At 73.6% G+C, this 19,378-nt stretch carries 9 protein-coding genes; 3 read left to right on the top strand and 6 right to left on the bottom strand.

The features are described from left to right. Positions 1-2 precede the first annotated feature (2 nt). Positions 3-1,532, bottom strand: a complete 1,530-nt coding sequence (locus ACIPSJ_RS23520; protein WP_401348474.1) for an APC family permease — start codon at positions 1,530-1,532, stop codon at positions 3-5. 220 nt (positions 1,533-1,752) lie between these two features. Between ACIPSJ_RS23520 and ACIPSJ_RS23515 the strand changes: the two genes are divergently transcribed. Continuing rightward, positions 1,753-2,394 carry a dienelactone hydrolase family protein gene (locus ACIPSJ_RS23515; protein ID WP_401348681.1) on the top strand — a complete coding sequence of 214 codons (642 nt, stop codon included), beginning with the start codon at positions 1,753-1,755 and terminating at the stop codon, positions 2,392-2,394. A 117-nt stretch (positions 2,395-2,511) separates the two neighbouring features. On the opposite strand, the gene ACIPSJ_RS23510 is transcribed toward ACIPSJ_RS23515, so the two are convergent. Beyond that, positions 2,512-3,675, bottom strand: coding sequence for an MFS transporter (locus ACIPSJ_RS23510; RefSeq protein WP_401348680.1), 1,164 nt, complete (start codon positions 3,673-3,675; stop codon positions 2,512-2,514). Positions 3,676-4,053: 378 nt separating this feature from the next. On the opposite strand from ACIPSJ_RS23510, the gene ACIPSJ_RS23505 reads away from it, so the two are divergent. Then, entirely contained in the window at positions 4,054-5,289 is a 1,236-nt protein-coding gene (locus ACIPSJ_RS23505; RefSeq protein ID WP_401348472.1) for an alpha/beta hydrolase family protein, read from the top strand. 17 nt (positions 5,290-5,306) lie between these two features. On the opposite strand, the gene ACIPSJ_RS23500 is transcribed toward ACIPSJ_RS23505, so the two are convergent. After that, the gene (locus ACIPSJ_RS23500; RefSeq protein WP_401348470.1) at positions 5,307-6,782 is read right to left on the bottom strand and encodes a tryptophan 7-halogenase; all 1,476 of its coding nucleotides are present in this window, start codon (positions 6,780-6,782) and stop codon (positions 5,307-5,309) included. Positions 6,783-6,870: 88 nt separating this feature from the next. Then, positions 6,871-14,976: an SDR family NAD(P)-dependent oxidoreductase gene (locus ACIPSJ_RS23495; RefSeq protein ID WP_401348467.1), complete on the bottom strand. Its 8,106-nt coding sequence runs from the start codon at positions 14,974-14,976 to the stop codon at positions 6,871-6,873. Positions 14,977-15,380: 404 nt separating this feature from the next. Here ACIPSJ_RS23495 and ACIPSJ_RS23490 point away from each other — a divergent pair, with 404 nt between their 5' ends. Then, positions 15,381-16,532 (top strand): glutathione-independent formaldehyde dehydrogenase, encoded by a 1,152-nt coding sequence (locus tag ACIPSJ_RS23490; protein WP_359226665.1) that lies wholly within the window; start codon positions 15,381-15,383, stop codon positions 16,530-16,532. 53 nt (positions 16,533-16,585) lie between these two features. Here ACIPSJ_RS23490 and ACIPSJ_RS23485 read toward each other — a convergent pair whose 3' ends face one another. Both ACIPSJ_RS23485 and ACIPSJ_RS23480 read right to left on the bottom strand, forming a co-directional pair. Then, the gene (locus ACIPSJ_RS23485) at positions 16,586-16,819 is read right to left on the bottom strand and encodes a hypothetical protein (protein ID WP_401348464.1); all 234 of its coding nucleotides are present in this window, start codon (positions 16,817-16,819) and stop codon (positions 16,586-16,588) included. Between the two features lie 235 nt (positions 16,820-17,054). After that, the gene (locus tag ACIPSJ_RS23480; RefSeq protein WP_401348461.1) at positions 17,055-19,214 is read right to left on the bottom strand and encodes an MMPL family transporter; all 2,160 of its coding nucleotides are present in this window, start codon (positions 19,212-19,214) and stop codon (positions 17,055-17,057) included. Between the last annotated feature and the right edge of the window lie 164 nt (positions 19,215-19,378).

Genomic DNA, 19,378 nt, shown 5'->3' with positions numbered 1-19,378 from the left:
GGCTACTTCCGGAGGGAGATCGACGCCCGGGTCGGCCTCCCCAGCGCCCAGAAGACCACGCCGAGCAGCATGAACCCGACGAGCGGGACCAGCTCCGTCAGCAGGTACTTCACCCGCTCGTCGTGGTGCCAGCCGTCGGGACGGTAGTCGGCGCCGAACCAGTGGTCGCCGGCCCCCGGGGCGATCAGCTGCACGCTGGCGAAGACGATCAGCAGCGTGAGCACCGTGCTGATGGCCCACGCGAACGGGGCCCGGTAGGGGCGGGGCGTGTGCGGGAACTTCCGGCGCAGGAACGGCAGCGCCGGGAAGATGCCCAGGTAGCTGATGAGGGTGGTGGAGATGGCGAGCCCGAGGACCGCGCCGAAGAGCTTGGCCGCACTGCCGTTGGTCAGCTCGTGGGCGAGGATCAGCACGCCGGTGGAGACCAGGCCGCTCAGGATGTTCACCCGCACCGGGGTGCCGAACCGGCTGGAGATCACGCCCAGGAAGCGGGGCGCGGCACCGTCGTAGCCGGAGACGGCCAGGGCGCGGTCGGAGCCCATGATCCAGGTGACGCCGGAGGACAGCACCGTGAGGATGAACATGATCGCGGCCAGGTCCCCGAGCACCGAGCCGAACCCGCTGAGGGTGGCCGTGCCGTCGGCGGCGACATGGCCGCCGTACACCGTGAAGACCTGCCGGATCGCGTCGACGAAGCCGCCGAGGCCGGTGATCGCCTTCACCGGCAGGACGAGCAGGATGCCGAGGATCGGCAGCGCGTACAGCAGGACCGAGAGCACGGCACTGCGGAAGATGCCGTACGGCACGTCCTTCTGCGGGTCGGTCATCTCGTCGCCGGCCGTGTTGGGCAGCTCGAAACCGACGTAGTTGAACATCAGGACGGGCACCAGACTCACGAATCCGGCGTACGTCGGCGAGAAGTCGCCGATCCCGAAGCCGTGCAGGCCGTGCTGGACGCCGTAGACCACGACCGTGACCGTGAACAGGCCGAGCAGCAGGAAGCGGCTCCAGGCGCCGACGGTCGGGATCCACTTGCCGACGTCGAAGGAGAGGATCGCCGCGAGCACGCCCACCCAGACGAAGACGAGGGTGAAGACGTAGAAGGCGGGGGCGCTCAGATCCTTCCCGTCGTTGAAGAAGGTCGTGTAGGCGGTGACCGCGGAGACGGCGAGGGTGCCGCCCAGCCACACCGGGTTGGTGATCCAGTACAGGAAGTTGTTGACGGCGCCCGCCAGCCGCCCGAAGGCCCGGCTGGTCCAGATGTAGGGCCCGCCCTCGTCGGGGAACGCGGCCCCGAGCTCGGCGATCAGCAGCGCGGACGGCACGAAGAACACGACGGCCAGCACGATCAGCCAGGTGAACGCCTCGGCACCGGACGAGGCCACGGTGCCGATGGTGTCCACGCCGACGATGGTGCACAGCAGGAAGAACAGGATGTCGAAGCGGCCGAAGTGCTTGCGCAGCTTCCGCCGCTCGGTCTCGGCCGCGGCAGTCGTGTCGACCGGATCGGGAGCGATGGGGCCAGCGGTCACCGGGACCTCCAGCTGACTCGGGGTACGGGCGGGATCCGGCCATGGTCCACTCCGAAAGCACAAGCACACAAGCGCTCGGCCCAAGTCGTGACCATCGCTCCCGCACTCACAGCCGCCGGAAACCCCGGAGAAACATGGGGGGCGTGGTCCGCAGGAGGGAGACTGGTCCTGACCGGTGCTTGATGGGTTCCACGGTGAGGAGGATGCCGTGAACGCGGTCATGGAGAGTGTGCGGATACCCGCCACGGGTGTGCTGCTCGAAGCCGACGTGGCCGTGCCCGGGGCGGCGAGGGGCGTGGTGCTCTTCGCGCACGGCAGCGGCAGCAGCCGGCACAGCCCCCGCAACCGCTTCGTCGCCGCCGAGCTGCGCGCGGCCGGGATCGGCACCGTGCTCGCCGATCTGCTCACCGGGGAGGAGGAGGCCGCCGACGCGGTGACCGGGCGGCTCCGCTTCGACATCGGCCTGCTCGCCGCGCGGCTGACCGGCTTCGCCGACTGGCTGGAGGGCTACGGACCCGCCGCGGGCCTCGGGCACGGGCTGTTCGGCGCGAGCACGGGCGCCGCGGCGGCTCTCGTCACGGCCGCGGCGTGCCCGGACACGGTCCGCGCGGTCGTCAGCCGGGGCGGACGGCCGGATCTGGCCGAGGGCGCGCTGCCGTCGGTGCGGCCGCCGACGCTGCTCATCGTCGGCGGCGCGGACCAGGAGGTGCTGCGGCTCAACCGGGCGGCGATGCGGCAGCTCCCGGGCGAGGCCCGGCTCGCAGTGGTCCCCGGCGCGACCCATCTGTTCGAGGAACCCGGCGCCCTGGAGCGCGTGGCCCACCTCGCCGCCGACTGGTTCACACGCCATCTGCCGATGTGACGCCGTGCCCCGCCCGTCGTCCCCGGCCTCCCGGCCCGCACGACGGCCACCGAGCACCTCGCCCGCGCTGACCCGCCGGGGGGGCGACCGAGAGCGGAATCCTGTACGGCAGGGACATCAACCGCCTGGGCGCCTGACGGATCGTGCGGCGACGAGCATGACCAGCACGGAGGCCAGTGCGATCGCGGCGCCGGTGTACAGCGGGGCCGTGTAGCCGAGTCCCGCGCCGATGGCCAGGCCGCCGAGCCAGGCGCCGAGGGCGTTGCCGATGTTGGACGCGGACACGTTGGCGCTCGCGGCCAGCGCCGCCCCGTGGGCGGCGTCGGTCACCCGGGTGATCATGCCGGGCACGGCGGCGAAACCCGTCACCCCCATCAGGAACACCAGGATCACCGACGCCACGGCGTCGGCGGCGAGCAGACCGAACACGGCCAGGGTGACGGTCAGTCCGAGCAGGGCGAGGACCAGGGTGCGGTCCCGGTCGTGGTCGGCGGCCCGCCCGCCGGCGAGGTTCCCGACGACCAGACCGGTGCCGTACACCATCAGCAGCCAGGCGACGTCCGTCGAGGCGAACCCGCCGACCTCGGTGAAGGTGTACGCGAGGTAGCTGAACGCGCCGAACATCCCGCCGTAGCCGAGCGCGGTGGCCGTGAGGGTCAGCCAGACCTGCGCGGACCGGAACGCGCGGAACTGGTCCCGCAGGCCGGTGGGCGCCCCGTCCCCTGTCCCGGTCCCCGCCCGGCCGGGGACGAGGGCGAGGATGCCGGCCAGCGCCAGCACCCCGATCGCGGTGACGGCCCAGAACGCCGCCCGCCATCCCCAGCGCTCGCCCACGAAGGCACCGAACGGCACGCCCAGCACGTTCGCGAGCGTCAGCCCGGCGAACATGACCGCCACCGCACGGGACTTGCGCCCGGGCGCGACCAGGTCGCGGGCGACGAGCGAGCCGATCCCGAAGAACGAGCCGTGGCACAGGGCGGCGACGATCCGCCCGAGCAGCATCACCGCGTAGGTGGGCGCGATCGCGGAGAGCAGGTTGCCGACGACGAACAGCACCACCAGACCGGCCAGCACCCACTTGCGCGGCAGCCGCGCCGTCGCCGCGGTGAGCGCGATCGCGCCGACGGCGACACTCAGCGCGTACCCGGAGATCAGCCGGCCCGCCGTCGCCTCGGACACCGAGAAGCTCGACGCCACCTGCGGCAGCAGCCCGGCGATCAGGAACTCCGTCAGCCCGATGCCGAATCCGCCCAGCGCCAGCGCCACCAGACCACCCGGCACGCGCGGAGCCGCCGTCCGGCCCTCCGCCCGCTCAGCCGCCCGCCCCCGTCGGTCGTCGACCCCGAATCCAGTCATGGACCGACCCTCACCGCCGTCCGCCGCTCCGTCCATGGACAAAGATCGGCGGGGCTTGGACGAATCAACGGCAACCGCGGTGGACGGATGGGAGGACGCCGTACGCGACGAGCTGTACGGGCTCGGCCAGGTCGCGAAGCACCTCTCACCCGGTGACGTACGCCTGGAGTCCATCACCGACGCCGGGTGACGCCCCGTAGGGCCAGCCCCCCGGTGCGACCACCGGAATGCCGGATGGTGACGGCCGGCCCGATCCACAAGGCTGAGTGGTGTCGCGACCACGCGCAGACAAGGAGAACCGCCTTGCTCACCCGCCGCTCCGCCGTGCTGTCGGCCGTCGCCGCCGTCACCCTGTCCGCCGCCTCCGCCCGCACCGCGTCGGCCACCCCGCGCACGTCCGGACGGGTCCGGCTGACCCTGCCCGCGCCCGGCGGACCGCACCCCGTGGGCACGGTCTCCCTGCGCCTGGTCGACACCGCGCGGGCCGATCCCTGGGTCCCGGCACGGCCGTACCGGGAACTGATGATCAGCGTCCGCTACCCGGCGCGAGCCGTCGGCGGCCATCCGAGGGCACCGCAGATGCTCCCCGGGGAGGCCGCCGGCTTCGCCGCCGTCAACAACCTCACCCATGTGCCCGCCGACCGGGTCGACTGGTCGGCGACCCGCACCCACGCCCACGAAGGCGCCCCCGCCGACCGGGACCACGGCCCCTGCCCGGTCGTCTGCTACTCACCCGGGGCCGGCGACCCGCGCTCCCTCGGCACCACCCTCTGCGACGACCTCGCCTCCCGCGGCTACGTCGTGGTGGCCCTCGACCACACCTACGACGCCGCGGCCGTCCAGTTCCCCGGCGGCCGCGTCGAACGCACCGTCCTGCCCGCCGAGTTCGACAAGGCCTCCCCGGACCAGGACCGCATCACCGCGCTCCTGAGGAAGACCGTGGCCGTCCGGGTGGCCGACACCCGCTTCCTCCTCGACGCCCTTCCCGCCGCCCTGCCCCGGGAGCTGCGCGGCCTGCCGGACTGGGAGCGGCTCGGCATGTTCGGCCACTCGGCCGGCGGCTTCACCGCCCTCCAGGCCATGCACGACGACCCGCGCATCGCGGCCGGGGCCAACTTCGACGGCGTGCTCGCCTACGTCCAGGAGGACGGCGACCGGGGCAACCTCTCCACCGTCGCCGCCGAGGGCCTCGACCGGCCCTTCCTGCTGGTCGGCAAGGACGGCAACGACCTCTCCACGGTGCCCTCCTGGAACTCCCTGTGGCGGCACAGCAGCGGCCCGCGCGAGGGCCTGAGCCTGCGTGGCGCGGAACACGCGACCTACACCGACGTGGAGGCGATGCTCCCGCAGATCGCCCACCGGCTCCGGCTGCCGAGGAAGACGGTCGTCGAGAACATCGGCACCATCGCCCCCGCGGACGCGATCACCGCCGAACGGGCCTGCCTCGCCGCGTTCTTCGACCACCGGCTGCGCGGTCGCGAGGACGCGGGGCCGGGCCTGCCGATGGACCGTTCGCGGGCGCGGGCCTTCTCCGGCTGAGGAGCCGCGGCGAGCGGTCAGGCCGGGAGCCAGGACAGGCCGTCCGCGGCGACCGCCAGCCGCCCGGACGCCCCGGACGGCGCGTCCGGCGGGGCGCCGTACAGGGCCTGTTCCTGGAGGTCGTTGCCGGTGCGGAAGGTGTCGGTGACCACCCGGGTGGTCAGGAGCGGGTTCGTACGGTCGTCGGTGACCGCCAACCGGCCCACCGCGTCCTCCAGTTCGGCCGTCGCGGTGCTCCACCGGGCGCCGAGCCCGCCCGTGGCCGGCAACCCGGTGTCACCCGAGGCCGCGCCCCCGGCGAGCTCGGCGAAGGCGGCGGCCTCGTCGACCTCCACCCGGGTGATCTTCTTCGCCGACCAGAAGTACGAGTCCTCGTTGCGCTCCATGTCGTAGAAGGCGATGAGGAAGTCGTAGAACACCCCGTACTCCCGGCGGTAGCGCGCCTCGAACTCGGCGAAGCCGCGCTCCTCCGCGACACTGCCGTCCAGGGCCGAGTTCACCGCCCGGGCCGCCAACAGGGCGCCGTACGTGGCCAGATGGACCCCCGAGGAGAGCACCGGGTCCACGAAGCACGCGGCGTCGCCGACCAGCGCCAGGCCCGGTGTCCACAGGGTCGTCTTCCAGTACGAGTAGTCCTTGCGCACCCGGACCCGGTCGTACGGCGGCTCGGTCGCGACCGGTACGTCCGTGAGCAGCCGGTCGACCTCCGGGCAGGCCTTGATCATGTCCTGCCAGGCGGCCCGCGGGTCGTTCTGGACCGCCGGGTAGTGCTCCGGCGCGATCACCGCACCGACACTGGTCAGGTCGTCGCGCAGCGGGATGTACCAGAGCCAGCCGGCGTCGAACGCGGCGCAGAAGATGTTGCCGCTGTTCGGCGCGGGGAGGCGGCGGCCGCCCGCGTAGTAGCCGAACACGGCGAGATTGCGGAAGAAGTCGGAGTAGACGCGCGCCCCGCCCACCCGGCCGTGGATCCGGCTGGTGTTGCCGGACGCGTCGAGGACGAACCGGGCGTGTGCCGTGCGCGGATTCCCGTCCCGGCCGGTGTACTCGACACCGCGCACCCGCTCGCCCTCGGCGAGGACCCGGCGTACCGGGCTGCCCTCCCGGACCTCGACGCCGACGCGTTCGGCGTTGCGCAGAAGGATCTCGTCGAACCGGGACCGCTCCACCTGGAAGGCGGTCGCGGTCGGCTCCGGCAGCCGGGGTGTCATGGCGAAGGAGAACTGCCAGGGCTCCGGGTCACGGCCCCAGCGCAGGGTGCCGCCGCGCTTCAGGGTGAATCCGGCCCGGGCGACCTCGTCGGCGACCCCCAGCAGACGGCACACGCCGTGCACCGTGGCGGGCAGCAGCGACTCGCCGATCTGGTACCGGGGGAAGGTCTCCCGCTCCAGCAGGAGCACCCGGTGCCCGCGCAGGGCCACGGCCGTCGCGGCGGTCGAGCCGGCCGGCCCGCCGCCGACGACGATCAGGTCGTAGTCCGAGTCCGAGGTCATCCGGGTTCTCTCCTTCTGGTGGGACAGCGCGGTCGGTCGGTCAGTCGATCAGTCGGTGACCGGGTGGGTCGGTGAGCCGTTCAGCCGTTCAGCCGTTCAGCCGGGCGCGGATCGCCGCGGCCGTGCCTTCGGCGTCCTGCTGGAGCAGCGAGTAGTGGTCGCCGGGGAGGTCGGCGCCGTCGTGCGGCAGTGGCCAGTGCGGCCGCCAGTCCCCGTCGGGAGCGATCCGCAGCATGTCGGCGGTGGGCCGGCCGCGCAGCAACAGGGCGGGAACCGGGGACGGTTCGGGCCGCCAGCCCTCCATCACGCGCGCGTACCCGCCTCCGGCGAGCAGCAGGGAGTCGTCGAGGCCGTCGACCACGTCGTCGGCGAGCGCGGCGCCCGCGGCCATCAGGGCCTGTCCGCGCGCGTCGCCCCGGCGCAGCACCCCCGCGTGGGAGTCGATCAGGATCACCCCGGCCGGCGGCTGCCCTTCCCGCGCCAACTGCCGGGCCACGGCATGGGCGATCGCCCCGCCCGCGCAGTAACCGACGAGCACGGGCGGCCTCTCCACGGGCAGTGAGCGCACGGTGTCGACATGCGCCCGCACCAGCGTGGCCACGCTGTCGGGAACGGCCCGGCGGGTGCCGAACCCGGGATGCTCCAGCAGATGGAGATCGCGTTCGCCGTCGAACCGCCGGGCCAGCGCGGTGGGCAGCCGCAGGTGCGGGGTCAGGTAGTCCGGGAGGTACACCAGCGGAGTGCCGTCGCCGTGGGCGAGTTGGAGCGGCGGGACGGTGTGGCGGGCGCGCTCGCCGTCGGAGAAGACGGGGAGCGCGTACGACGCCAGGAACCGCAGCGCCATCGCCTCCGCCGGTCCCTGCTCCCGCAGCACCCGGTGGTAGAGGGGACTGAACCGGTAGGGGGCGGAGGGGAGCCGGGGTGCCGCGCCGGCCGGTGGCGCCGGCTCGGCCGGGATCTCGCGGGCGCCTTCCGCAGGTGCGGCATCCGTCTCGGTCTCCGTCTCCGCCCCTGTCCCCGCGCCCGCGTCCAGCAGCGCCGCGTGGACGTGTGCCGTCAGTTCGGGCAGCGTGGGGTACTCCAGGACGACGGTCGGGGACAGCCGTACCCGTGTGAACGCGCCGAGCCGGTTGCGGATCTGCACGGCGGACAGGGAGTCGAAACCGAGCTCCGTGAAGGAACGCTCGGCGGGCAGCGTGGCCGGGTCCGGATAGCCCAGGACCACCGCGATCTCGGCACGGATCAACTCGGCCAGGAGGGAAAGGCGTTCGGACGGTGCAACGGCAGCGAGCCGGTCGCGCCAGGCGCCGGGTCGCTGCCCGGCGGCAGCGGCCGGCGGCGCCGCTTCGACGGCGGCCGGGCTCGGGGGCAGCAGGTCGGCGAGGACGGGCGGCGCGCCCGCACCGGCCGCGGCCCGCAGATCCAGCGGCACCGGGACCAGCACCGGGTCCGGCGTGCGCAGCGCGGTGTCCAGAAGGCCGATGCCCTCCCGTTCGTCGACGGGCAGCACACCGCCCTCGCGCAGGCTCCCGGGCGCGACCCGGCCCGCCATCCCCGCCGCGTCCGCCGTCGCCCACGGCCCCCACGCCAGCGCCTGCGCGGGCAGCCCGTGGGCCACCCGGTGCCGGGCGAGGGCGTCCAGGAACCCGTTGGCGGCCGCGTAGTTCGACTGCCCGGGCCTGCCGAGCACCCCCGCCGCCGAGGAGTAGAGCACGAACGCGGACAGGCCGGTCCCCTTCGTCGCCTCGTGCAGATGCCAGGCGCCGTCCGCCTTCGGCGCCAGCACGGCCGCGAGCCGATCGGGCGTCATGGCGTCGACCACGCCGTCGTCCACCACCCCGGCCAGGTGGAAGACCCCGACGAGCCCCGGCCCGCAGGACGCCACCAGGGCGTCCACTGCGGACCGGTCGCTCACATCGCACGCCACCACCCGTACGTCGGCGGGCAGTTCGCCCGCCCACTCCGGGACCTTGCCGCTGCGGCCGGCCAGCACCAGCCGCCGCACTCCGCGTTCGACGGCCAGATAGCGGGCCAGACTCGCCCCGAGCGCGCCGCCGCCTCCGGTGACGAGCACGGTCCCGTCCAGGGCCGGTTCGGCCGTCCCGCCGACCGGTGGATCGGCGAGAGCCAGCCGGGGTGCCAGGACGGCCCCGTCGCGCAGGGCCAGTTCCGGCTCGCCGGACCGCAGCGCCGCCGCCAGGACCGCCGGTGCGACCGGCGCGTCCCGCCGGTCGACCAGCACGATCCGCCCGGGATGTTCGGAGGACGCACTGCGGACCAGTCCGGCGACGGCGGCCTCCGCGAGGTCGGGATCGTCACCGCTCGCGTTGCCGGTGAGCACCAGCAGCCGGCCCGGCCGCGCGTCGGCGGTCCAGTCGCGCACCCGCTCCAGCACCGCGGAGAGCAGCCCGCGCACCCGCTCGGGCACGGTGGCGTCCGACGGCAGCCCGGCGGCCAGCCGCGCCACGTCGAGCAGTTCGTGCTCGGTGCTCACGGCCGCGTCCGGCCCCACGGGCCGCCAGACCAGGCGGTACGTCTCCGCGGACGGCCGCGTCGAGATCGCCCGGGTGACCACCGACTCCACCACGGCCAGGGGCCGCCCGGCACCGTCGGAGAGGGCGACCCGGAACTCGTCCGGACCGAGCCGCCGTACGACCGCCCGCGCGGTGGAGGCACCGGTCGCGTACACCGTCACACCGGAACAGGTGAGCGGCGCCTTGGGCGCACCGGGCTCCTCGGCCAGCAGCGCGGCGTGCAGCGCCGCGTCGAACAGGGCGGGGTGCAGGGTGTACGACCCCGCGGTCGCCGCTTCCCCCGGCGCCAGCGCCAGTTCGGCGAAGACCTCGTCGCCCCGCCGCCACAGCGCGGTCACCGCGCGGAAGGCGGGCCCGTAGCGGTGGCCGTGGGCGGCGAGGCGCGGGTAGTCGACGGCGACCGGCCGTGCGTCCGGCGGCGGCCAGGTCCCGGACGTGTCGCCGACCGGTGCGTCGGCGGGTGCGGTCGTTGCCGGCGGTGCGTCGGCGGGTGTGGTCAGTGCCGGCGGTGCGTCGGCCGGTGTGGTCGTCGCCGTGGCGTGCCGGGTCCACCGGCCTGGCGTGTCGGCCCGCCGGGCCCAGACGGTGACCGGCCGACCGCCCGTCTCGTCCGGCTTCCCGGTCACCACCTGTACGCGCGCCCCGGCCCCCGGACGCAGCACGAGCGGTTCGTGGAGGGCCAGTTCGGCCAGCCGTACCGGGCCGGGGGAGTGGTCGGCCCGCCCGGCTCGTTCGGCCAGTTCGGCGAAGACGGTCGCGGGCACCACCACCCGGTCCCCGATCAGGTGGTCGGCCAGCCACGGCTGGCGGTCGAGGGAGAGGACGGCGGTGTGCCGGATCCCGGGCCCGTCCGCGTCGGGCACCGGCTCGCCCAGCAGAGGGTGGCCGGAGCGTTCCGTCGGCCGGCCGGCGTCGAGCCAGTACCGCTGCCGCTGGAACGGGTAGGTCGGCAGCGGAGCCCGGCGGGCACCGGTGTGCGCGTACACCGACCGCCAGTCGACCGGGACCCCGTGCACATGGAGGGCGGCCAGCGCCTCCACCGTCGTACCCGCGTCCCCGCACGACGGGAACACCGCATCCGCGTCCTGTCCCACGCACTCCTCGGCGGTCACCCCCGACGAGGGTGCGGGACCGGCCTCGACGAAGGCCGTGACGCCCTCTTCGGCCAGCGCGCCCACCGCATCGGCGAACCGGACCGTCTCCCGCGCCTGCCGCACCCAGTGACCGGCGGTGGCGAGCGCGTCCGACGCGATCCCGCCGGTCAGCGTGGACACGACCGGAACGGACGGCCGACGGTAGGTCACCGACTCGGCGACCGCGCGGAACTCGGCCAGCATCGGATCCAGCAGCGGCGAGTGGAAGGCATGGCTCACCGGCAGCCGCCGGTACGGCCGTCCGACGGCGTTCGCCAGCTCCGTCACCGCCTCCTCGGGCCCGGAGAGTACGACCGACTCCGGTCCGTTGACCGCGGCGACCGCGACCGTCCGGCCGGGAACCCCGTCGAGCAGCCGCGTCACGTCGGCCAGCGGGGCGCGGAGCGCGAGCATCGCGCCCCCAGCGGGCAGGGCCGCCATCAACCGGCTGCGCGCCGCGACCAGCCGTACGGCGTCGGCGCGGGAGAACACCCCGGCCACATGGGCGGCGGCCAGTTCGCCGATCGAGTGGCCGAGCAGGTACTGCGGACGGACCCCGAGGTCGGCGAGCAGCGTGTGCAGGGCCACCGCGTGGGCGAAGAGCGCGGGTTGCGCGTAGTCGGTGCGGTGCAGCAGTTCGGGGTCGTCGAGGACCTCCAGGAGCGGGCGGTCGAGCCACGGCGTGAACTCCTCGCACAGACCGGTGAAGGCCGCGTCGAACACCGGGAAGGCCGCCCGCAGCTCCCGGCCCATCCCGGGGCGCTGGGCTCCCTGGCCCGGGAAGAGGAACGCCACCTTCGGCCGCGGGCGCGCGATACCCCGCAGCAGCGCCGGACCGTCCACACCGGCCGCCAGGTCCCGCAACCCCGCGAGCAGCCCCTCGGCATCCGCGGCTACGACGGCCGCCCGGTGCGACAGCGGCGCCCGGGTCGTGGCGAGCGAGTACGCGGCGTCCAGGGCGCCCGTCCCGTCCGCGGTGTCGGTCAGCGCCGCCGCCAGCCCCGCGGCCTGTGCGCGCAGCCCGGCCTCGCCACTGCCGCCCACCAGCCAGGGGGTGACCGGCAGCGGCGCGGCCGGCTCCGAGGTGTGCTCCGGTGTCTGGTCCGTCGGCTCCTCGATGATCACGTGGGCGTTGGTGCCGCCGATACCGAACGACGAGACCGCCGCGCGGCGCGGGCGGTCCCGGCGCGGCCACGGGCGGGCCCGGTCGAGCAGCCGTACCGCGCCGTCCGCCCAGTCGACGTGCGGCGACGGCCGCTCCGCGTAGAGGGAGGCGGGCAGCTCCTCGTGGCGCATCGCCTCGATCAGCTTGATCAGGCCCGCGACCCCCGCCGCGGCCTGGGTGTGTCCGAGGTTGGACTTCACCGAGCCCAGCCACAGCGGGTCGGACGGGTCGCGGTGCCGTCCGTATGTCGCGAGCAGCGCGCCCGCCTCGATCGGGTCGCCGAGCGCGGTTCCGGTGCCGTGCCCCTCGACCGCGTCCACGTCGGAGGGCCCGAGCCCCGCGTCGGCCAGCGCCAGCCGGATCAGGTCCCGCTGCGCCTCGCCGTTCGGGGCGGTCAGACCGTTCGACGCACCGTCCGAGTTGACGGCGGAGCCGCGCAGCACGGCCAGTACCGGATGGCCGTGGCGGCGGGCGTCGGACAGCCGTTCCAGCAGCACCAGACCGACGCCCTCGGCCCAGGCGGTGCCGTCCGCGCCCGCGGCGAACGACCGGCAGCGGCCGTCCGGCGACAGCCCGCGCAACCGGCTGAACACGACGAACGGATGCGGGTTCGACAGCACCGTCACCCCGCCGGCCAGCGCGAGCGAACACTCCCCGGCGCGCAGCGACCGGGCGGCCAGGTCCAGCGCGACCAGCGACGACGAGCACGCGGTGTCCAGGGTCATGGCCGGACCGCGCAGCCCCAGGACGTAGGCGATCCGGCCGGACGCCACACTGGCGGACGAGCCGACACCGAGGTGGGACTCCAGCTCGTGCGGCGAGAGTCCGCGGGCGTACCCGCCGGCGTGCATCAGGCCCACGAACACGCCGGTGGCGGTGCCCCGCAGCTCCGGCGCCGGAATGCCGGCCCGTTCGAAGGTCTCCCAGGCGACCTCCAGGAGCAGCCGCTGCTGGGGATCCGTGGCCAGTGCCTCGCGGGGGGACATGCCGAAGAACAGCGGGTCGAAGTCCGCCACGCCGTCGAGGAAGCCACCGCGGCGGGTGTACGTCGTCCCGAGCCTGTCGGGGTCGGGGTGGTGCAGGGACGCCAGGTCCCAGCCCCGGTCGGTGGGGAACTCGGCGGTCGCGTCGACCCTGTCGGCCACCAGGCGCCAGAGGTCCTCGGGCGAGCTCACCCCGCCGGGGAAACGGCAGCCGACGGCCACGATCGCCACCGGATCGTCGCTCTCCGGGGCACACCGGACTGCGGTTGCGGCGGTTGCGGCGGTTGCGGCGGTTGCGGCGGTTGCGGTGGTGGCCGGTGCGGAGTCGGCCGTGCTGCCGTGCAGTCGGTGGTCCAGGTGGGCCGCGACCTCGGCGGGGGTCGGGTGGTCCCAGACCAGCGTCGCCGGGAGCCGCAGTCCGGTGCGGGTTCCCAGCCGGTGCCACAGGGTCATGGCGTCCATCGAGGTCAGACCGAGATCGGCGAACGCGGTGCCGGGGTCGGCGGCCGTCCCGCGGATCGCCGCCGTCTCCGTGCACACCAGGTCGGTCAGAGCGGCCCGTCGCTCGCCCGGGGTCCGGCCGGCCAGTGCGGCCAGGGCCGGTTCGACCGGGCGGTCGGCGAGCGACCGGCGCAGCAGGGCCCGGCGTGGTTTGCCCGCGGCGGTGCGCGGCACGGCCGGGGTGAACAGCACCTCCTCGGGCACCTTGGGCGCGGAGAGCACGGCGGCGCAGGCGCGCAGCAGCGGCACCGGATCGAGGTCCGGCCGCTCCGGCACCACGAAGGCCACCGGCACCTCACCGAGCAGCGGATGGGCCCGCCCGACCACGGCCGCGTCCCGCACCCCGGACAGGCCCAGCAACACCCGTTCGACCTCGGCCGGGTCGACGTTCTCGCCGCCGCGCACGATACGGTCGTTCACGCGGCCGATGACGGTCAGCCGGCCGTCCTCGTCGAACCGGCCCAGGTCACCCGTGCGGTACCAGCCGTCACGCAGGGCGTCGGCGGTCTCCTCGGGCCGACGGTGATAGCCCAGCATGACCCCGGGACCGCGTACCCAGATCTCACCGTCCCGGCCCGCGGCGTCCGCGCCCGTGAAGCCCAGGTCCGGGGCGTTCCGGCCGGTGGAGTCCGCGTCTGCGGAGTCACCGTCCGTGGAGGTACGGCTGCTGGAGTCCACGGTCGCGGAGCCCACGTCCGTAGCGTCCCGGCCGGTGGAGCCCATGTCCGCAGCGCCCGCGTCCGCGGAGCCGCCGTCCGTAGCGTCCCGGCCGGTGCAGTCCCCGTCCGCGGCGTCCCCGCCCGTGGCGTCCGCATCCGCGGAACCACCGCCCGCGGCGTCCCCGTCCGCGGAGTCCTCGCTCGCGGTGCCGACCTCGACGAGCCGTACCTCCATCCCCGGCAACGGCATCCCGCTGTCGCCGTGCCCGCGCGGTCCGTCGAGCCCCTCCATGGCGATCTTGCCGCAGGTCTCGGTGGAGCCGTAGCCGTCCAGCAGCGGGGCGCCGAGGCGGGCCTCGACCTCCTCCCGCAGCTCGGGGGCGCTGGGCGCGCCGGCCGTGACGCACAGCCGCAGCGAGGGCACGCGGCGCAGCCCGGTGTCGAGCAACTGCCGGTAGGTGAGCGGGACCCCGGCGAGGACGGTCGGCGCGTACGCGGCGGCCAGCCGGGCCAGCGCGGCCGGATCGGCGGTCGCGGTGATCCGGGCGCTCGCTCCGGCCATGGTGGTGCCCAGGACGCAGAGCGAGTGGGCGTAGGTGTGGGACAGCGGCAGTGGCCACAGCACGCGGTCGGCGTCCGACAGCCCGAGCCGGGGCAGGTAGCAGGCGGCCGGGGACCAGAGCGCGGACCGCTGGCTGGAGACCGCCGCCCGGCTGGAGCCGGAGGTCCCGGAGGTATAGAGGAGCCAGGCCGGCTCGTCCAGGCCCAGGTCGTCGGGCGGGGCGGACGACGGTGCCACGGCCAGCGCCTCCCAGGACGCGGCCCCGGGCGGCAGCGGGCCCTCGCCGGTGACCAGCAGCCGCACCGGCCGGTCGGCGGTCAGCCGGGCGACCCGCGCGAGATGGCGCCGGTCGGTGACGAGCACGGCCGGATCGCAGTCGGCCAGCAGCCCGGCGAGCTCGGCATCGGTGGCGCGGGAGCTCAACGGAACTCCCACCGCGCCGGCCCGTACCGTGGCGAGCAGCCCCTCGACCAGCTCCACGCCGTTGTCCAGGCAGAAGGCCACCCGGGCCGACCGGCCCGCCCCCATCCCGGCCGCCAACCGGCCGGTCCTGCGCTCCAGCTCGGCCCAGCTCAGCGCCCGCAGGTCATCGGCGAACGCGATCTTCCCGCCCCGCCGCGCGGAGTTCTCGACGAGCAGTTCCGCGACAGGCCGCACGGCCGGCGTCTCCGCCACTCCCACCGGATTCCCCCTTGGTCCAACACCCCTGAGATACAGGCCTGTTGGCGAGCGTACGTCCCGGTGTGGGCATTGCAGGGGGAGCGACTCGCGGTGCGCGGCGGACCGGCCGCCGAGCGGATCGCCCGGACGACGCCCCAGCCGCCGGCCTCGGTGCGCCACCGGGGGCGGCCCGGACGGCCCGGACCCCGCCCGGCAATCCGCCCGAGGGGGTTGCACCGTCCGCTGGACCGGCGTTTTCTGGAAGTATCCGATGGTGAAACAAGAGCGCCTAGGGTCGCGGCACGGACCGGGGGCTCTGCCTCGACGTGTTTCTCCTGGCCACCGCCTCGGTCTGCGCGGTCCGTCGTCGTCGCCCGGCGTTCGACGCGGAGGTGAGCCAGGTGAAAGCCGTCGTCTACGAGAAGCCCTTCAGCGTCGCCGTGCGAGACGTCGACGATCCGAGCATCCAGCACCCGAACGACGTGCTGGTACGGGTCACGTCGACCGCCATCTGCGGGTCCGACCTGCACATGTACGAGGGCCGCACGGCCGCCGAGTCGGGGATCGTCTTCGGACACGAGAACCTCGGCATCGTCGAGGAGATCGGCTCCGGCGTGACCTCGCTGTCCCAGGGCGACCGTGTCGTCATGCCGTTCAACGTCGCCTGCGGATTCTGCAAGAACTGCCTGGCCGGCAAGACCGGCTTCTGCCTCACGGTCAATCCGGGCTTCGCCGGCGGAGCCTACGGCTATGTGGCCATGGGCCCCTACAAGGGCGGGCAGGCGGAGCTGCTGCGGGTGCCGTTCGCCGACTTCAACTGTCTGAAACTGCCGCCGGGTGAGCAGTTCGAGACCGACTTCGTCCTGCTGGCCGACATCTTCCCGACCGGCTACCACGGCTGTGAGCTGGCCCAGGTGTCGCCCGGCGAGAGCGTCGCGGTCTTCGGGGCCGGCCCGGTCGGGCTGATGGCCGCCTACTCCGCGCTGCTGCGCGGTGCGTCCAAGGTGTTCTCGGTCGATCGGGTGCCCGAGCGGCTCGCCAAGGCCGAGCAGATCGGGGCGATCCCGATCGACTTCACCCAGGGCGACCCGGCGACCCAGATCAAGGAACACACCGGCGGCGAGGGCACGGACAAGGGCGTCGACGCCGTCGGCTACCAGGCCCAGGCGCACGACGCGAGCCACGAGGAACCCGCCGTCGTCCTGAACACCCTCGTCGAGACGGTACGGCCGACCGGCATGCTGGGCGTGCCCGGTCTGTACGTCCCGTCCGACCCCGGTGGTCCCGACGAGCACGCCAAGCACGGCCAGCTGCTGGTCTCCATCGGCAGGATGTTCGAGAAGGGGCAGCGGATGGGGACCGGTCAGTGCAATGTCAAGCAGTACAACCGCCAGCTCCGTGACCTGATCATCGCGGAGCGGGCCAAGCCCAGCTTCGTGGTCTCCCACGAACTGCCGCTGGAGGACGCCCCGAGGGCGTACGAGAAGTTCGACCAGCGGATCGAGGGCTACACCAAGGTCGTTCTGCACCCCGGCCACGCCCTGGCCGCGTAGAACCGCCGTCCACCGTCTCGGCGGGCCTGCCTTCCCGGTCGGCCCGCCGACCGCTATGCCTCCCGGTCGCCGTCCCCGCCCGGCTCGGCGTCCGAGGTGAGCGCGCCGATCCACTCGGCGGGCCAGGGCGCGCTGCCCCGCCCCTCGCGTCGCGGCACATGGACGACGGTGTAGCCGCCGGACGCCGAGAGCCCACGCGGTCGGCCGTCGGTCTCCTCGCCCCACACCTCGAACCGGAACGTCATCGAGGAGGTGCCGATGCGCTCCACGGCGAGGACGGTGGTCACCTCCTGCTGGAACCAGAGCGGAGCGCTGAAGCCGAGTCAATGCCCTCCGGGGTCGGCCGAGGCGGACCCGATCGCACCAGAGCGAAAGGGGCGACGTGAAGCTCGCATCCCTCACCGTCGACGGCGTACGGCGCGTTTCTTCCTCCGGCCGGAGTAGGTCCGCCTCGGCGGACCCCACCTCGCCGCCGGGGTCGTCCGGTCGGCGAGGTGGGGCGTGGGAGCCGAGGGAAACGGCCTAGCCGGGACGCCCGGCGGCCTGGTACTCGTCCGCGGCCGGGGACGGGCCGTCGGTGCCCGCTCCCGGTTCCGCCCGGTCGGCGTGGCCCGGCCACCAGGCCGCGTGGCCGATGAGCGCCGTGAGGCTCGGGGTGAAGAACATCGCCATCACGAAGGCGGCCACCGCGATGCCGAAGGAGACCGCGAAGCCCATCTCCGTGAGCAGCGAGTTGCCCGCCAGCATCATCGTGGCGAAGGTCGCCGCCAGGATGAAGCCCGCCGCGGCCACGGTCGGCCCCGCGTGCCGCAGCGCCATACCGGCCGCCTCGCGCGGATCCCGGCCTTCCCTGGCCTCCTCACGAAGCCGGGCGATCATGAGGATGTTGTAGTCGGTGCCGATGGCGACCACGAACAGGTACATGATCACCGGCAGCATGAACATCAGGCCGGGCTTGTTCTGCGCGTCCTGGAAGATCCAGACCGTGGCACCGAGGGTGGAGCCGAAGCCGAGACCCACCGAGGCGATCAGGTACCAGGGAGCGACCACGCTGCGCAGCAGCAGCCCCAGGATCACCATGATCAGGACGGCGGCCACGGGGAACACCGTCCGGTAGTCGTGGTTGACCGCGGAGTCGATGTCCTTGTAGATCGAGGACATACCGCCGACGAGCGCCTCGGTGCCCTGCGGGGCGTTGTCGTGGGCGACGTCCCGCACCCGGCCCACGGCGTCGATCGCCTTGTCCGTGGACGCCTCGTACTTGAGCGTGACGGTGAAGTCCGCCGTGGTACCGGCCTTGTTGACCTGGCTCATCCGGGCGCTCGCGACACCGTCCACGGAGCCCAGCTTCCGCGCGTACGCGTCGAAGCCGGCCTGGTCCAGCGGCTTGCCGTCGGTGCTGGACAGGTAGACGTCGGTGGGCGCGGCGGCACCCGCCGAGTACGCCTTCTGCATCTCGTCCTGGACGACCATGGACTCCTTGGTCTTTGGCATCGAGCCCGACGCCAGGTCGAACGTGGCCTTGTAGCCGAGCGTGCCGAGCGACAGCACGAGCAGCACGAGACCGGACGCCGCGGCGGCCAGCGCCGGGCGCCGCCGCACCCCACGGCCCAGGGCCGCGAAACGGGCGTTGGCCGGCTCCCGCTGCCAGGACTTCGAGGGCCAGAACACCTTCGGGCCGATGAGCGAGACCACGGCCGGGATCAGCGTCAGCCCCGCGATCAGGGTGACGGAGACCGCGATGGCCAGCGCCGGGCCCATCTGCTTCAGGAAGCCCAGCGTGGACAGCACCAGCGCGAGAAAGGCGATGATGACCGCGCCGGCCGCCGAGGCGATGGCCTCGCCGACCCGGCCGACCGCGTTGATCATCGCCTCCTTGGGCTCGTCGCCCGCGCGCAGCCGTTCGCGGTAACGGAACATCAGGAACAGGAAGTAGTCGGTGCCCACGCCGAAGAGCACGACGATCAGGATCGACGACACGGAGCTGTTGGCCTGCAGATCGAACAGCTTGGTGGCGTACGAGATCAGTCCGTTGGCGATCGCGGACACCAGGCCGATCGTGATCAGCGGCAGGAACGCGAGGATCGGCGCCCGGAAGATGATCAGCAGGGTCACCAGGATGATCACGAAGGTGCCGATGCCGATCAGCGCCTCACCGCGCTTCGACGAGTCCTGCTGGTCCAGGGCCTGTGCGGCCGAACCGCCCAGCCTGACCTCCAGGTCGGTGCCCTTGGCCAGTTGCTTGACGTCGTCGCGCAGCACCTTGGCCGCGTCCGCCTGCACGGGCTGGCCGGCGTTCTTGCTGTCCATCTGGACCAGGGTCAGGGTGTACTTGCCGTCCTCGGACGGCTGGCCGGGGACGACCTTCTGCACCTGGTCGATGTGTTTGGCGCCCAGTTCGGTGGTGATCCGGGCGACGTCCTTCTTGTCGTCGGCGGTGAGCCTGCCGCCGTCGGCGCGTTGGTACAGGGCGATCGCGGACGGGGTGAAGGCGCTGGGGAACGCCCTCTCCTGGAGATCCGCCGCCTTGATCGACTCGTAGCTCTTGGGCAGGAAACTGCTCTCGTCGCTGTTCGAGGGCAGGCTCGGGGCGGTGGCGACGATCGCCACCGCCGCGATCAGCCATGCCACGATCGTCCAGACGGGATGTCGGACGACGACCTTGCCAATACGTCGGAACATGCGGAAGGTCCTCCTGAGTAGGAAGATCACCGCAGCCCGGGGAGCGGACCCTGGCATCGGCGACCTCGACCGGCTCGCATCCGACGGACCGGTCGCATGGTTGTCTTGCGGTCAATATGGTAGGGATCACATACCAAGATCGGTCCACTGGGTTTTCCGTGGCG

The organism is Streptomyces sp. NPDC090088 (genome assembly GCF_044747345.1).
Classification (GTDB): domain Bacteria; phylum Actinomycetota; class Actinomycetes; order Streptomycetales; family Streptomycetaceae; genus Streptomyces.
Note: the sequence above shows the minus strand (reverse complement) of the source record. Positions and strands in the feature narration are given on the sequence as shown.

Excerpts from the sequence above, each read along its gene's own strand:
- ACIPSJ_RS23480 (WP_401348461.1), bottom strand. The coding sequence starts at position 19,214 with ATGTTCCGACGTATTGGCAAGGTCGTCGTCCGACATCCCGTCTGGACG.
- ACIPSJ_RS23515 (WP_401348681.1), top strand. The coding sequence starts at position 1,753 with ATGGAGAGTGTGCGGATACCCGCCACGGGTGTGCTGCTCGAAGCCGAC.
- ACIPSJ_RS23500 (WP_401348470.1), bottom strand. The coding sequence starts at position 6,782 with ATGACCTCGGACTCGGACTACGACCTGATCGTCGTCGGCGGCGGGCCG.